Origin of the sequence: Sphingobium sp. SCG-1 (genome assembly GCF_002953135.1) — a bacterium.
Lineage (GTDB): Bacteria > Pseudomonadota > Alphaproteobacteria > Sphingomonadales > Sphingomonadaceae > Sphingobium.
Genome location: NZ_CP026372.1, coordinates 3,379,622 through 3,394,253 on the forward strand (window position 1 = coordinate 3,379,622; position 14,632 = coordinate 3,394,253).

The window sequence follows — 14,632 nt, forward strand, 5'->3', positions numbered from 1 at the left end:
TAAGAAATGACTAAATAGTCATATTGGAGAGGGCAATGCGGGTTGTTGATATCGCCCACGTCCGGTTCGCCGCACCGGACCTGAACTTGATGGAGCGCTTTGTCAGCGACTTCGGGATGCAGCCTTTTCGCGACGCTGACGTGCTCTATGCGCACGGCCTTGGCCCTGCTCCCTATTTGCATATGACGGAGAAAGGTAATTCGCGCTTCGTAGCGCTTGGCCTGCTCGCGCCGACGGTGGATTCTCTCCATGGGCTTTCAGAGCGGGAAGGAGCAGCGGTCACGACGGTAGATCGCCCTGGGGGCGGGTTTGTGGTCACACTGACCGATCCAGACGGCTTTTTGGTGGAAGTAATCGCCGGGCAAGTCGCCGCCGATGGGCGGTCACCGTTACGCGAAGTCGGCTGGAACGACGCGCTCGAGAAGCGACGCGTGCGTGCGGTGAAGCGAGTACCCAAGAGCCCCTCGCATGTCGTTCGTTTGGGTCACTGTGTGCTTGGCGTATCCGATTTTCGTCGATCCGAGGCATGGTACAAGGAGCGGTTCGGCTTCATCACCTCGGACGAAATCGTCACACCCGACGGCAAATCAATCGGCGCTTTCATGCGCTGCGACCGGGGCAACGAACCCACCGATCATCACAGCCTATTCATTGTCCAAGGGCCGCGCGGCGTCGGCTTCAATCATGCCGCGTTTGAAATTCTCGATGCCGACGATCTGTTCGTTGGCCATGAATGGCTCAGTCAAGCTGGATGGGAACCGCATTGGGGGGTGGGCCGCCACGTCCTCGGGTCGCAAATCTTTGATTATTGGCGCGATCCCTGGGGGCACGCGCTTGAACATTGGACCGATGGCGACCTGCTGGTTGCCCAGGACGGCTCACGCCAAGCGACACTTACAGAACTCAAGGAGGTTCAATGGGGGCATCGGGCGCCTCACGCCGCGTAGGGCGGAACCTCTGATTACCGGCACGTGGCTCGAACCAGCGTGAACCAAGAGAGCATCCCGGCCAGGTTATCGGCGCAGGAAAGCAAATAAGGGGAGAAAAGATGATGAAAGCTAAGATAGAAGCCATGAGCCTGCACAACGTACTGGCAAAGTTGTTTTGCAGCGCAGCGGCACCGGCAATTCTGATTGCCGGAAGCGTCGGAACAGCGCGAGCGCAAACCGCTCCGACGGACAAGACTGCGACCGAGGACGCCGCAGGGTTGAGCATAACCGAAGAGATCATCGTTACAGCCCGCAAGCGTGAAGAGAATCTGCAGAACACACCGATCGCGATCACGGCGGTCAGCGCCGCGCAGCTTGAAAGCCGCGGGGCAGTCGATCTCACCGCGATTCAGAGCATCGCACCCAATCTGACACTGAAGACCGGGGGGGCACCTCGGGCGCGACCTTCACGCCAGTCATTAACATCCGCGGCATTGGCCAAGGCGATTTCACCATCAACACCGATCCCGGCGTCGGAGTCTATGTCGATGGCGTCTATCTGGGTCGAAGTGTCGGCAGCGTGCTTGACCTTGCTGATGTCGAGCGGGTGGAGGTGCTGCGTGGGCCGCAGGGCACGCTGTTCGGGCGTAACACCATCGGCGGCGCGATCAGCGTCGTTTCCAAAGCGCCGGACCCAAGCGGTATCTCCGGCACTTTCTCCGCTGCGGGCGGCAGCCGCGAATTCTATCAGGTCCGTGGCTCGATTAATCTCCCTATCACGGACTCAATCGCCTTGCGGGTATCGGGCGTAGCGCGCCATCGCGACGGCTATATCGATGCGCTGCAATATAACGACTTTAAACTCGGTGGCGAAAAGATGTGGGGCATCCGCGGTGCGCTGCGCATCCAACCCACCAGCAATCTGACCATCGACCTTGCGGCCGATTACACGCAACGTCGAGATCCTCCCTCAGCCAGCATTCCGCTGCTGCTTGGGGATGTCTCAGTTGATCAGACCGGCCCCACCGGATCGCTGTCAACCTTCTTCAATCGGGGAACGGGGCCGGCGGCGACAGCCCGTGTCCCCTGGATCTCAGCCGACGCACCCCGTTGCGGCACGGACGCTGCGTTCCGCAACTCCAGCCGCACCTGTTATGGCAATGCCTGGCTAGAGGGCACACGCGGCAACCACTCGGTGTGGGCCGATCGTGCCGGAAACGTCATCAAGCCCGAAAACGAACTCAATGTCACCGGATATATGAGTACGATCACGCTAGATACAGATGTCGGCACGTTCAAGTCCATTACGGCCTATCGTGAGTTCGATTCCACGTTTTACGGCGATCTCGACTTCACGCCGTACACAATTTTCACCAACAATAATGCACCGTTTAACCAGCAGCAATTTTCACAGGAATTGCAACTCGTAGGTAGCGCATTCAACAACCGGCTCGATTATGTATTCGGCGCCTATTACTTCAACGAAAAAGGCGATCAGGCCGTTGACCTGTTCGCGCCGGGGAACGTTCCGGCTGCTCAGGCACCGGCGCTCGCGCCGTTCCTACCTTATTTCCAGACAACCACGCGGACGATCGATAACTCGTCAAAGGCGGCCTATGCTCAGTTCACGTTTGCAATCACAGACCTCCTGAAACTAACCGGCGGAATTCGTTACACTGACGAAACCAAGAATTATTTTGTCTCACAATCGCGGTCCGTTGGCGCGGTGCAGAGCGCGTCAGGCGATCAAGGCACCAAGTTGTGGACGCCGATGGCCAATCTTGCCTGGCAAGCGACGGATGACATTCTGCTCTACGGCACCTATTCGGAGGGCTATCGCGCTGGCGGTTTCGCGGCCCGCTTCTCCGCTGGCCTGATTAGCCCGCTGCCTTCATACGAGCCAGAGTTCGTGACCTCCTATGAGGCGGGCATCAAGTCGACGTGGTTCGATCGACGGTTGACGCTCAACTTGGCCGCATTCCAGATCGACTATTCGGACATTCAGGTGACGGCGACCACGCAAGGTTTGGCTGGCTTCGTGCTCAATCTGGCTGACGCGCGGTTTACTGGGTTCGAGGCAGAAGCACGCGCCGTTCTTGGTGGTGGGTTCACGGCGAACGTGTCGGCGGGCTACACCCGAAAGGAATTGAAGCGCGTAAATCCTGGCACGGTCTCAAGCGAGGGCACAAACGCGGTCGTACCGATCACGACCGCCAGCCGTCTACCCGGGCCGGATTGGCAGCTGAATGGCTCGCTCCAGCATCGTGTCGCCCTCACTAACGGCGGGCGGATCGATACGTCCATCGACGTGCATTACGAGAGTAGTGACAGCAACAGTGTCGCCAACTATTCCATCATCGTGCAGAAAGGCTACGCTGAGGCGGACGCTCGGATCGCCTACACCTTTCCTGACAACAACTACACGTTGGCGCTTGGGGCGAGGAACCTGTTCGACGCGACCTATTACACGACGAAGACATTGTCCTCGTCTTCAGGCTCTGCCTACGGCACGCTTGCGCGACCGCGTGAGGTCTATGCACAACTGAACGTTCGCTTTTAAGCGCCGCTGTCCGGCCGGGAGGATCATAATGAATATTAGCCGTCGTAGTGTTTTGGCGAGTTCAGCCGCGATCGTTTCGATGCTGCCCGGCGCTATCCCCCTAGGCCGGGCAGCGGCCCGTAAGACGCGCCGGCAGCCCAACATCGTCTTCATCGTTGCCGATGACCTCGGTTATGGAGATCTATCCTGCTATGGGCGGCGAGAATACCAAACGAAGGCCCTCGATGCCCTTGCAGCGTCGGGGGTCCGTTTTACTCAGGGTTATGCCAACACCCCGGTATGCTCGGCGACCCGCACCGCTCTGATGACGGGTCGATATCAATCTCGTCTGCCAGTAGGACTGGAGGAGCCAGTCGGGCAGCGCCCCGGCATTGGTCTGCCACCCTCGCATCCGACCCTGCCGAGCCTCTTACGGGAGGTCGGATATCAGACCGCTCTGGTAGGCAAGTGGCATCTCGGGCGTCTTCCAGAATTCGGCCCACTCAAGAGCGGGTATGATCATTTCTGGGGAATGCGTGAAGGGTCTGTAGACTATTTCACGCACGAGGCGTTCGGCAATCGCTATGATCTTTGGGACGGCGACACTCCGGCTAACCAGAAGGGCTATCTCACCGACCTGCTTGGGCAGAAGTCTATCGACATGGTCCGACAGATGTCCGCAAGCGACAAGCCGTTCTTCATGAGTCTGCATTTCAATGCGCCGCACTGGCCTTGGGAGGCGCCCGGCGATGAGGCCGAAGCGACCCGACTTAGCAAAAACCCACTCGGCATCCTCCATTATGACGGCGGATCGATGAAGACCTATGGCGAGATCGTGGTGGCAATGGACCGGCAGATCGGACGGCTGATGAATGCGTTGGAACAGCTTCGCATTGCCGACGACACCATCATCATCTTCACGTCCGATAACGGCGGTGAGCGTTTTTCGAATACCTGGCCCTTCAAGGGAATGAAGACCGAGCTGCTGGAAGGCGGGATTCGCGCACCCTTCATCGTGCGCTGGCCGGGCCTGTCGAAGCCCCGGTCGATCAGCGAGCAGGTCATCCTGACGATGGACTTCGTGCCGACGCTGCTAGCCGCAGCGGGCGGAAAGATGCATCCGGACTATCCCGCCGATGGGATCGACATCCGCGAAGCGATTGCCGGTGCGCCAGCTCGCAGTCGCACGGTTCACTTCCGCTACAAGCATATGAGCCAGGAAGCAACGAGAGACGGTGACTGGAAATATCTCAAGATTCGCGACAATACCTTCCTGTTCAACGTGGTGGAAGACCCGCAAGAGCGGGCAAATCTGAAACTGCGACGGCCAGATATCTTCGCACGATTGGTCGCAGCACACGGTGCATGGGAAGCAACGATGCTCCCCATCGACCCCAAGAGCTTTACGCACGGATATGACGGTAGCGAACTCGCCGACCACTTCTCGGAAGACTAGCCGGACCCTGCCGTCGGGCCGGGTCCAGCGCGTCTAATATGATCACGAAGATCACATTTAGGCGGTCGTTAGCTAACGAGCTGGGCGTCCCGCCCACCCTGTGACAATCGCAGTCAGAGGTCCTTCAGTTCGGTGCTTTCCGCTTGCCCTTGGTAACGATGACCAGTTCGTCCTTCGACCGTTCAGCAGAAGGAGACGACGATCGATCTAAACCTTAGCTCGGGAAGAGGGATCTCGGTCAGAATGCGCGCACGGTCTGTAGGAACGCCTAGTCCAATCAGTGTGAGTCGTGTCGCCTCGCTAGGTGTGGCGGGCAGCAGAGCATCAAGCTCAGCGCCCACCACACCTGCCAGGAAAACACCGCTGGCGAGCAGCAGTGCGCTCGAGGGATCATCGTAGACGAACGAACCCACCAGCCGACCACGGGCAAGGTCGCGTGCTAGTCGTTGAGTGAAGCCCATGTTCATGTGAAAGGACGATCGTGCAACTGCCGCGACAAACCTGCCCCATTTCGGTTGCTGCTGTGCGAGCGTTAATGCGTAGCGCAGGCCGACCGCCAGAGCTTCATCGGGCGACACGCTCTCGCCGTGATGGTCAAGTGCTTCGCCGACTGTTTCGACACCTTCGGCTATCAACTCGGCAATAAACGCGTCTCGGCTCTCAAAATGCGAGTAGAAGGCACCCTTCGAACAGTCCGCCGCTTCGGTCAGGTCGGCCACGGCAAATTCATTCAGCCCGCGCCGGCCTGCGAGTTCGAACCCCGCGAGCATCAGACGCTTTCGAACTTCTACTCGCTTCCGAGCTACGCGCCCTAGTGGCGCGGCATTTGTTGCAGCATCAATCATTTTGGAGAGATATTGCGCTGCTAATAAAAATCATATAGTGAAAATATGACTATGTAGTCAAAAAAGAACAGTGGGTTCATAGATTTGCCTTTACCTCAGCAATCAAGTAGTCTCCCCCTCTCGGTAGACGTGGCGATCATTGGGGCAGGTCCCGTCGGTCTAATGTTGGCTGCTCTGCTTGGTCAGCAAGGCCTGCAAACTGTTGTGCTGGAACGGAGGGAAGTGCCGTTCACAGAACCTCGCGCGATTGCCTTCGATCCGGAGACGCTGAGGACCATTCAGCGTATTGGTCGGCTTGATGCATTGGCACACACGCTGGAGCTCGATGTCCCGGTCGGCTATTATAATGGTCGAGGGCAACTGCTGGCGCGTATGACCTCAACCGCGAAGCGTTACGGCTTTTCCCCGCGCGGAACTTTTTATCAGCCCGAGCTTGAAGCGGCGATCGCCGGCGCACTCGATGGCTATCCAAGCGTGTCGGTTTTTCGTGGTATTACGGTTGGGGATGTCGCCGACCTCGGTAGCCATACCTGCCTGTCGATGACGGACACTGCGGGCGCGATCCACCGCCTCAACGCTCGGTATACGATAGCTTGTGACGGGGGCGCCAGCCGTATCCGGGAACGGCTCGGCATAGCATTCGACGGATCGACTTTTGCCGAGAAGTGGCTCGTTGTCGATGTCCAGCATGATGATTATCCACACCGTGAGATCCGCTTCTTCTGCAACCCGAAACGACCGGCGGTGACGCTGCCAGTGAGCAAAAACCGCCGGCGCTGGGAGTTCCTGCTGATGCCCGGCGACGATGAGGCGTGCTTCGCCGATCAAGACAATGCGCGTGCGTTGATCGAAGCGCTCAGTGGGTCTTCTCCACGTTATATTGAACGAAGCCTAGTATACAGCTTCCACGCCCGCATTGCCGAGCGATTCCGTTCAGGTCGCATCTTCCTTGCGGGCGATGCCGCGCATGTTACTCCACCCTTTGCGGGCCAGGGTCTCAACGGAGGCATTCGGGACGCTGCCAATCTTGCATGGAAACTCGCAGCAGTATGCCAGGGACGGATGCGTGACCCGGTGCTGGACACCTACGATGCGGAGCGCCGCGCTCATACACACGCCATGACCGCACTCGCTGTCCGGCTGGGCAGCGCGATTATGCCCACCAGCCGCTCGCGCGCATTTGTACGCGACCTGGCTATGAAGACGATGTGGGCAATACCCTCGCAGCGTGCGCGGCTTGATAGAGGCGATGTCATACCCTCGCCCAGCATTGACCGTTCGTCCCTGGTCAACTGGGCGGCGGGCAGACCCGTTGGCCAAATGATACCGCAGCCAGTGATCCAAATCGCGGCAGGCGAGACACTGCTCGACACATTGCTCGGTCCCGGTTTCAGCTTGATCGGAATCGATGTTGATCCGCGGGAAGCGCTATCGCCCGCGGATTTCGCCACTGCGGAGGCATTGCAAGCGCGGCTGGTGCATTTGGGCCCTGGAGGAGACGGACTCGATACAGCGGGGGAGCTCACGCAATGGATCGGATTGAAACGCGGTATGCTCCTTGTTCGACCAGATCGCTTTCTCGTTGATCGTATCCCAGTGGAACGTCCCGGCGACAAGCTTGCCTGGATGCGCCGTGCTTATCACGTTGTCGCCTCGCCAGCACGGGCAAACCAGGCGGAAAGGACCGCTGCATGAACGAATATACGACCGTACCGGAGTTGACAGATCCACGGCTCACCCGCGCTGCACGCCCCGTTGCACGGGCCTTTGACGCTGCCAGCGTTACCTTCGAACGTCCCGATCTACAAAAAGCGGTGCGCTTTCTGTCCGATTTCGGTTTTGCGCGTCCGCGTTACCAGGGCGACAGCGTCTGGCTCTATCCCGAAGCGGGTTACGGGCCGTGCGTGATCGTCCGCAAGGGGAAACGCGAGCGTTTCGTCGGTCCGGGGCTGATGATGTCGTCGCGCGACGATCTGGTTGCGTTGAGTGCCTTGCCCGGCGCCTCCGCGATCAGTCCGGCAGAGGGTTGGCCGGAAGGTGAGGAGATCACGCTAGTGGATCCGGCGGGTTTTCTGGTGCGTGCGGTGTATGGACCCAAACCGAACCTGCCAGCGGTGCGCGAGCGGTTGGTGCAGAACAGCCATTATGAGGCGGTGCGTCTTAACGCCGGACAGCGGCCGCCGGTTCGTCCGTCGACCGTCCTGCGGATGGGCCATGCCGTGCTTGGCGTCGTCGATTTCTTCCGCACTGCGCGCTGGTACATGGACACATTCGGCCTCCTTCCTTCGGACATTCAGACGATCGGCGAGGACGATCCGGCGCTTGTGTTCATGCGTTGCGATCGAGGCGATGAGCCAGCCGACCACCATACCATCGTCATCGCTCAGAATGTAGACAACCTCTATAGCCACTCTGCCTATGAGGTTATTGATCTCGATGATATTGCTATGGGGCAGCAGCATCTGCTCGGGCGCGGATACCAGCATAGCTGGGGGATCGGTCGCCATCTGCTGGGCAGCCAGATCTTCGACTATTGGCGCGACCCCTGGGGCATGAAGTTCGAGCACTTTTGCGATTCCGACAAGTTCACCTCTGATACACCGCCGGGGATCACTCCCCTGACGAGCGGGGGGTTGTATCAATGGGGGCCACAGGTACCCAAGGATTTCGAGGCACCGAAGCTCACCCCTGGCCTTATCTGGCGCACCCTCAACAATATACGAAAGAGCGACGAACTTACCTTCGCTCGTATGGCGAATCTGAAGCGCGCGATCGACGCGCCACCACGGCCCAAATCAAAAAAGGCGGGAAGGAACTGACGATGGCATTGCAAGTCATTCGCTACGAACAGGCCGGTAGCGCCGCCTGGGGCGTGCACCGCAACGGTCGCATCCTCCCATTAGATGGCAGCTGGCAGACCACGGGTAGCTTTTTTACCGAAGGCGGGCCTGCCGCAGCTGCTGCCGCATCCGGAGACGGTGTGATCGCGCTTGCCGATGTCCACCTGCTATCGCCGGTGACGCCGGACAGAGATTATATCTGCCAGGCGACAAATTACGCAAGCCACCTGCGCGAGATCGGCCGCGATCCCAAGGATCAGGTCAACAACGTCATCTTTCACAAGGCGTCATCCTGCCTGTCGGGGTCCAATGACGACGTGATCAAGCCACGCCATGTGAAGCTGCTGGACTATGAGGTCGAACTAGGCCTCGTCGTCGCGACTCCCGTCAACGGACCGATCGATCCGACGCCGCAGAGTCTGCACAAGTGGATTGGCGGCCTAGTGGTTACCAACGACATTTCCGCGCGGGAAATTCAGGTTAGCCACGAACAGTTCTGCAAGGCAAAATCCTATCGCACCTTCGGACCCACTGGCCCATTTCTCGTGCTGCCCGAACCCCGCGAACTGGAGCGCTGGGGGGATCTCGTCCTGACGCTCTCAGTCAACGGAAAAGAGCGTCAGTGCGCCCCCGCGTCCGATATGATCTTCGATCCTGTGGCTACGCTCTCCGAACTCTCGCGCATCCGCGACCTACGGCCGGGCGATCTGATCGCAACCGGCACACCGTCAGGCGTTGCAATCAAGGTCCCGTCGGCAGCGGTCATGTTCGTCGCCAAGTTCATGTCCCCTGCCGCACGCTACAAGGCATTCCTGAAGGGGCAACTCAAGAACCCCGCCTATCTGAAGGAGGGCGATCTTATCGAATGCGGCATTGCCAGCCCGGACGGGTCGATCGACCTCGGACGGCAGCGCACGCTGGTGCGCGCAGAATAGCAGAACGAGAACGGCAAGAAGAGGACGCGATGGCCGCTGTGGACAGAAAAGTCGGAATTCGGACGATCAATGACGTGCTAGCGATCGAGGCCGTGCCGATCGGGCAGCGCATGCCATTCCGGACAACTTGGGACGTGTTCGAGTATGCCGCGCGGACGTATGGCGACATGCCGGCGCTCAGCTTCCTCATGTTCGGATCGGCGGACGAGGAGCCGGTGCGCTGGAGCTTTCGCGAACTGCTCCAGGATCTTACGCGTAGCGCAAACGCCCTGCACGCGCTGGGCGTCAGTGAAGACGCGCCGGTATCGGTCGTGCTGCCCAACCTGCCCGAAACCCATTTCGCGCTGTGGGGCGGAGAGCGGGCCGGGATAACGAACATGGTCAATCCCCTGCTTGAACCCGATCATATGGGCGCCATCATCGACGCTGCGGGATCAGAAACCGTCATCACCTTAGCGCCATCTATGGGGATGGAGATATTCCAGACCGTGACCGCAGCGCTCAACCATGCGCCGCGCGTCCGTACGGTGGTCACCGTGGATCCTACCGTTTATCTTCCCGAACAGATGCGGGTCGCAATCGCCGCGCAGTGCGTGCAGCCTGGCCTTTTGCGGGCGGAGATCGCGCTGCACGATTTCCGCACGCTTCTTGCAGGGGCAGAGGCGGATAGGCTGACCTTCGATCGTCCAATCGGACCCGAAACTATCGCTAGCCTTTTTCATACCGGAGGCACGACCGGCTTGCCGAAGCTCGCGCGGCATTCGCACCTGAACGAAGCCTTCGAAGCTTGGATCGTGCCGTTGGGCAGCGGGGCGGAGCCAGGACGCACGCTGCTCTGCGGCCTGCCGCTGTTTCATGTCAATGGCGTTACGGTTACCGGTCTCGGTGCCTGGTCCAGCGGCGGGCATGTCCTGCTGGCCACGCCGCAGGGCTATCGCAATCCAACGCTGACTAGCCAGTTCTGGCGCGTGATCGAGCGGCATCAGGTCAACGTCTTTTCAGGCGTACCAACGCTTTATGCGCGGCTACTGGACCAGCCGATCGATGCCGACATTTCAAGTCTGGAGTTCGCCTATTGCGGTGCCGCGCCAATGCCGCCCGAACTGATCCGCCGCTTCGAAACCGCAACCGGTGCTAAGATCGTGGAGGGCTATGGGCTAACCGAGGGCGGTTGCGTGTCCAGCTCGAACCCAGCCCACGGCGAACGGAAGGCAGGTTCGGTCGGCTTCCGCCTACCCTATCAGGAGTTGCGGATCGTCGATCTAACCGCCGACGGCGGCATAGGCGCGGAGAAGCCAATCGGCGAAGCAGGCGCCGTGGTGATCCGCGGCCCAAATGTCTTCCCCGGCTATACCGATGCTACTAAGAACAAGGGCGTACTGCTGGCGGACGGCTGGCTGGCCACCGGCGATCTAGGAAGGCTCGACTCGGATGGCTATCTGTGGCTGACTGGACGCGCCAAGGACCTGATCATCCGAGGCGGCCACAACATCGATCCGGCCGTGATCGAAGACGCGCTCGCCGCGCATCCAGCGGTCGCGCTGGCAGCCGCGATCGGCAGCCCGGATCCGTATACCGGCGAAATGCCCGTCGCCTTTGTCAGTCTGCGCTCTGGCCAGGAAATTGACGGCGAAGCGTTACGCGCCTTTGCCGCCGAACGTATTTCCGAGCGCGCGGCCGTTCCTTCGCATGTGACCGTTCTAGACGAGATGCCGGTAACGGCGGTCGGCAAGACGTTCAAGCCGCCGCTGCGCATCCTTGCCGCCGAGAGTGCGTTACGGCGGCACCTCGCTGAAGCAGGGATCGCCGAGACCGATGTGGTCGGGATTCAGGATCCAGACCGCGGACTGGTCGTGACATTGTCAGTGCCTGAGTCCGCAACCAAGCAGGCAGCGGCGCTCGCCGCCAGGTTTGCGCTGCAGATCGACGTGGTTAACAAATGACGGGAAAGCGAGTCAGCCTCGTCACAGGAGGCACCAGCGGCATCGGCAGAGCCTTTGTCGAAGCGCTGCACCAGCGGGGCGACGATGTCCGTTTCTGTGCCCGGTCCGCTTCCGACGTCGCGGCGCTGGAGGCAGCGCTGCCTAATAGCACCGGGTACGTTTGCGACGTCACCGATGATGCGGCGCTGAGCGCGATGGCAGATGGGATCGCCTGCGACGTTGGCCGACTTGACTTACTGGTCGCCAATGCCGGGCGTTTGACGGAGATGGATTTCGCACAGGCACCGCTGAATCCGGCGCAGTTGCGGGAGGATGTGGCGCTGAACCTCCTGTCCCCGATCCTAACCGTCAACCGCTGCCTGCCCTTGCTCCGCCAGTCCGACGCCGCCGCCATCATCCTGACGGGTTCGGGATATGGCTGGTCGCCCGCGTCACGCGCGCCGCTCTATTCTGCGGCCAAGGCCGGCGTGCGGATGTTCGCCAAGTCGTTGCGGGCGCAGCTTGCGCCGAAGGGGATATCTGTGATGGAGCTTGTGCCGCCGCCTGTTGATACGCCCGCAATCGCGCATCGAAAGGTCGCCAAGCTCGCGCCGGACGCTGTCGTCGCCGAGGCGCTGAGAGGCCTCGACCGCGGCAGGGAGGCCGTGTTTCCGGGGCAGGCGCGGTTCCTTCCGCTCGGCTTGCGCCTGGCCCCCAAAGCGCTGGAGCGCATCACGTTAAAAAGCTGATTTTTCCCAAGGAGAGAATGTATGAAGCGTATATCCCTGCTCATTGCCGTCGCGATGGCCGGCCCCATGCTTGTCGCCGGCTTTCCAGCCGTGGCGCAGTCCGAAGCGCCGCTGTCGATCGAGACGCCCATCGAAACGCTGATGGCCAGCCCTTTGGCACGGCCGGTCCTGGACAAGGAACTGCCGGACCTCGACAAGCATCCGATGTACGAGAAGTTCAAAGGAATGACCCTTGTGCAGCTGCAGCCAATTTCTTCGGGTCAGATCAGCGAGGAGAAGGTCGCTACGATAAAGGACGCTCTTGCGAAGACTACGGCAGCGAAGTAAGTGCGACATGTCGGCCCTGGTATAGAGCCAGGGCCGAATCCAGCCCACTCACCACCGATATAAGATCAACCACAACCAGTTTTGATAAACGTATACGGTCTACCTGATCGCGACTGACGGCGACCAGCCATGCCGCATCAGATCCGCAGCGACATCGTCAGCTGCGGCCAGAAGGCATCGGCCAGCGCCATATCGATGGCGTTACCGCACCCGGGCGGTTGGGCACCAGCCGGGCATTGGCGTCACGTTCGATCAGCACCGAACTCACCGGCATGCCTCCATCGCTTCGCGCGCTAGCCGGGCGAGCCAGGGAAAGCTCTCTGCCCGTCTGCGGGCGTGGGCGGACGACGCGGTGCCGCGCACCGTGCGTCCTTCACTACCGTGGAAGGTCGCCGCTAGCCGGAACAGATTGAAGGCGATGTGGAAGGAATAGTCGGGCATGCCGTCGCGGCCTGTCCGCCGGCAATAGGCGCCGACATATTCAGCGTCGCTGGGTCGGCCCCACCGAGACCCGCTATGATATCCGGCGGCATCCGGTACATCAGGGCATGGAAGGCGAAGTCGGCAAGTGGTTGGGCCTCATCAGCTTGTAGGGGGGACTGGCTGCACTTGTACGCGGCGTCAGCGACAAGATGTTGATCCAGCGACTGAAAAAGTTGGAAGCCGACGGCATAGTGACGCGCAAAGATTATCAGGAGGCTCCGCTCCGTGCGGACGATACGCTGACCCCTCTGGGCCATAGCTTGGCCGATGCCCTTGCACCGCTGTGTAACTGGGGCTCAGACAATATGGCAGACGTCGCCCGCATCTTTGCTGAGCGCCAACAATGGCAGGCGAGCGGCGCCAATTGACCGGCAACAACCTTCGTCTCCACAGACCGCTTCAGAAACGCCGACCTTTCCGGCCGGCCCCTCTGCAGCTTTGTCTTCCAATCCGATGCCGCCCCCTCAGAGCCAGCGTACCCGACCCGTCGCAAGCTCATAGACAGCGCCCACGACTTTCAACTCGCCTCGCTCCTGCGGTTCAAGAAGCATGGGCTCGGAAAACTTCTGCAGCCGCTCGGCCATGCGCCGGACGTTCTCCTCGACCGCAGTGTCGACCAGCTTATCCTCACCGACGTTGCGTTGCGCCGCTAATACCGCGGGAACGATGGGCTCGATCATCCGAGCGATGCTCCCTGGGAACCGCGTGTCCTTTGTCACGACGTCCGCCGCTGCGGCGACGGCGCCGCATTTTTCATGTCCTAGAACGACGATGAGCGGCACCTTGAGCACCGCCACCGAATATTCGATTGAACCCATGCCGGCGGTATCCACATTGTTACCAGCGGTGCGGACAATGAACAATTCGCCCAGACCAGCCCCAAATAGCTGCTCTGGACCCACGCGGGAGTCTGAACAGCCCACTAGCGTTGCGAATGGCTGCTGCCCCTCGGCCAGCGCAAGTCGCCGCTCCCGGGACAGATCAGACGGCAACGGCCGGTCGGCTACGAAGGCGTCGTTGCCGCTGACTAGCCGCTGCAGAGCTTCGTCCGGGGTCGGCTGCTTGGAAAGTGCGCTAACGGATGTCGCCAATGATATTCTCCTCTTCAGGTACAACGCTCGCCCTGAAAATGGATAACGTTCATTAAAAACGCATAGCTCCTTTGTAACGTTTGGTGTCCAGGCTGCAGAAAATGCGGCTTGGCTCGAAAGGTCAGCCGTTGACCACGGACATCTGAACGAGCGCCTGTACTCGGATCGAAGGCCAGCGTCGTAATGGCGAAATGGTGACGCGTAGTGGCCAATTCCTTCGTTGATACCCGAGCGGCTCGCTGGAAACGATCAACAATGCTTGGCAGGGTCGAGCCGCAAATTCTGGTTACTTTGGAGCAGCTTGGATGTCTATTCGTATCGGTGTCGATATCGAACCACTTTCATGGATTTGATGCTATTCGACGAGGAGAGCGATGAGATCCGTTCGGCCAAAGTCTCGACGACGCTGGATGCGCCGGATGAAGGGTGTCTAGCGGCGACCGACAGGGCGGGGCTGGCGCGACCCTCCTTGCCTTCCATTGAGCTACCGTCGGGCTGACCGCCATACTCGAGGTT

13 protein-coding genes and 2 pseudogenes are annotated in these 14,632 nt (G+C 60.1%); 12 read left to right on the plus strand and 3 right to left on the minus strand.

Annotation, left to right across the window (positions count from 1 at the left end; genetic code table 11):
• Positions 1–35 precede the first annotated feature (35 nt).
• From C1T17_RS15610 to C1T17_RS15620, 4 genes and pseudogenes are all read left to right on the plus strand, one after another.
• Entirely contained in the window at positions 36–947 is a 912-nt protein-coding gene (locus tag C1T17_RS15610; RefSeq protein ID WP_104954231.1) for a VOC family protein, read from the plus strand.
• A 448-nt stretch (positions 948–1,395) separates the two neighbouring features.
• Positions 1,396–1,584, plus strand: a pseudogene (locus C1T17_RS21920) (TonB-dependent receptor plug domain-containing protein); the annotation flags it as partial.
• Positions 1,585–1,806: 222 nt separating this feature from the next.
• Positions 1,807–3,489: a TonB-dependent receptor gene (locus tag C1T17_RS15615; RefSeq protein ID WP_262982753.1), complete on the plus strand. Its 1,683-nt coding sequence runs from the start codon at positions 1,807–1,809 to the stop codon at positions 3,487–3,489.
• A gap of 28 nt (positions 3,490–3,517) precedes the next feature.
• Entirely contained in the window at positions 3,518–4,924 is a 1,407-nt protein-coding gene (locus tag C1T17_RS15620) for a sulfatase (RefSeq protein ID WP_104954233.1), read from the plus strand.
• Between the two features lie 182 nt (positions 4,925–5,106).
• On the opposite strand, the gene C1T17_RS15625 is transcribed toward C1T17_RS15620, so the two are convergent.
• Positions 5,107–5,769 carry a TetR/AcrR family transcriptional regulator gene (locus tag C1T17_RS15625; protein WP_104954234.1) on the minus strand — a complete coding sequence of 221 codons (663 nt, stop codon included), beginning with the start codon at positions 5,767–5,769 and terminating at the stop codon, positions 5,107–5,109.
• A 129-nt stretch (positions 5,770–5,898) separates the two neighbouring features.
• Here C1T17_RS15625 and C1T17_RS15630 point away from each other — a divergent pair, with 129 nt between their 5' ends.
• The 6 genes from C1T17_RS15630 to C1T17_RS15655 are packed head-to-tail and all read left to right on the plus strand — an operon-like array spanning position 5,899 to position 12,542.
• Positions 5,899–7,464 (plus strand): bifunctional 3-(3-hydroxy-phenyl)propionate/3-hydroxycinnamic acid hydroxylase, encoded by a 1,566-nt coding sequence (locus C1T17_RS15630; RefSeq protein WP_189338369.1) that lies wholly within the window; start codon positions 5,899–5,901, stop codon positions 7,462–7,464.
• On the plus strand, positions 7,461–8,588 hold the full coding sequence (locus tag C1T17_RS15635) for a VOC family protein (protein ID WP_104954236.1): 1,128 nt from the start codon (positions 7,461–7,463) through the stop codon (positions 8,586–8,588). The genes C1T17_RS15630 and C1T17_RS15635 overlap by 4 nt, the downstream gene beginning before the upstream one ends.
• 2 nt (positions 8,589–8,590) lie before the next feature.
• Positions 8,591–9,544 (plus strand): fumarylacetoacetate hydrolase family protein, encoded by a 954-nt coding sequence (locus C1T17_RS15640; protein WP_189338370.1) that lies wholly within the window; start codon positions 8,591–8,593, stop codon positions 9,542–9,544.
• A gap of 29 nt (positions 9,545–9,573) precedes the next feature.
• Positions 9,574–11,487, plus strand: coding sequence for an acyl-CoA synthetase (locus C1T17_RS15645; protein ID WP_104954238.1), 1,914 nt, complete (start codon positions 9,574–9,576; stop codon positions 11,485–11,487).
• Positions 11,484–12,215 carry an SDR family NAD(P)-dependent oxidoreductase gene (locus C1T17_RS15650; RefSeq protein WP_104954239.1) on the plus strand — a complete coding sequence of 244 codons (732 nt, stop codon included), beginning with the start codon at positions 11,484–11,486 and terminating at the stop codon, positions 12,213–12,215. Before C1T17_RS15645 ends, C1T17_RS15650 begins: the two co-directional genes overlap by 4 nt.
• Positions 12,216–12,236: 21 nt before the next feature.
• Entirely contained in the window at positions 12,237–12,542 is a 306-nt protein-coding gene (locus C1T17_RS15655; RefSeq protein ID WP_104954240.1) for a hypothetical protein, read from the plus strand.
• Between the two features lie 264 nt (positions 12,543–12,806).
• Here C1T17_RS15655 and C1T17_RS15660 read toward each other — a convergent pair.
• A pseudogene (locus C1T17_RS15660) lies at positions 12,807–13,114 on the minus strand (phosphotransferase family protein); the annotation flags it as partial.
• Positions 13,115–13,141: 27 nt separating this feature from the next.
• Here C1T17_RS15660 and C1T17_RS15665 point away from each other — a divergent pair.
• Positions 13,142–13,393: a winged helix-turn-helix transcriptional regulator gene (locus tag C1T17_RS15665; protein WP_189338598.1), complete on the plus strand. Its 252-nt coding sequence runs from the start codon at positions 13,142–13,144 to the stop codon at positions 13,391–13,393.
• A 96-nt stretch (positions 13,394–13,489) separates the two neighbouring features.
• Here the strand turns inward: C1T17_RS15665 and C1T17_RS15670 are convergent, their stop codons facing one another.
• On the minus strand, positions 13,490–14,116 hold the full coding sequence (locus tag C1T17_RS15670; protein ID WP_104954241.1) for a carbonic anhydrase: 627 nt from the start codon (positions 14,114–14,116) through the stop codon (positions 13,490–13,492).
• 343 nt (positions 14,117–14,459) lie between these two features.
• Here C1T17_RS15670 and C1T17_RS21375 point away from each other — a divergent pair, with 343 nt between their 5' ends.
• Positions 14,460–14,615 (plus strand): hypothetical protein, encoded by a 156-nt coding sequence (locus tag C1T17_RS21375; RefSeq protein ID WP_189338371.1) that lies wholly within the window; start codon positions 14,460–14,462, stop codon positions 14,613–14,615.
• The last annotated feature ends 17 nt before the right edge of the window (positions 14,616–14,632 follow it).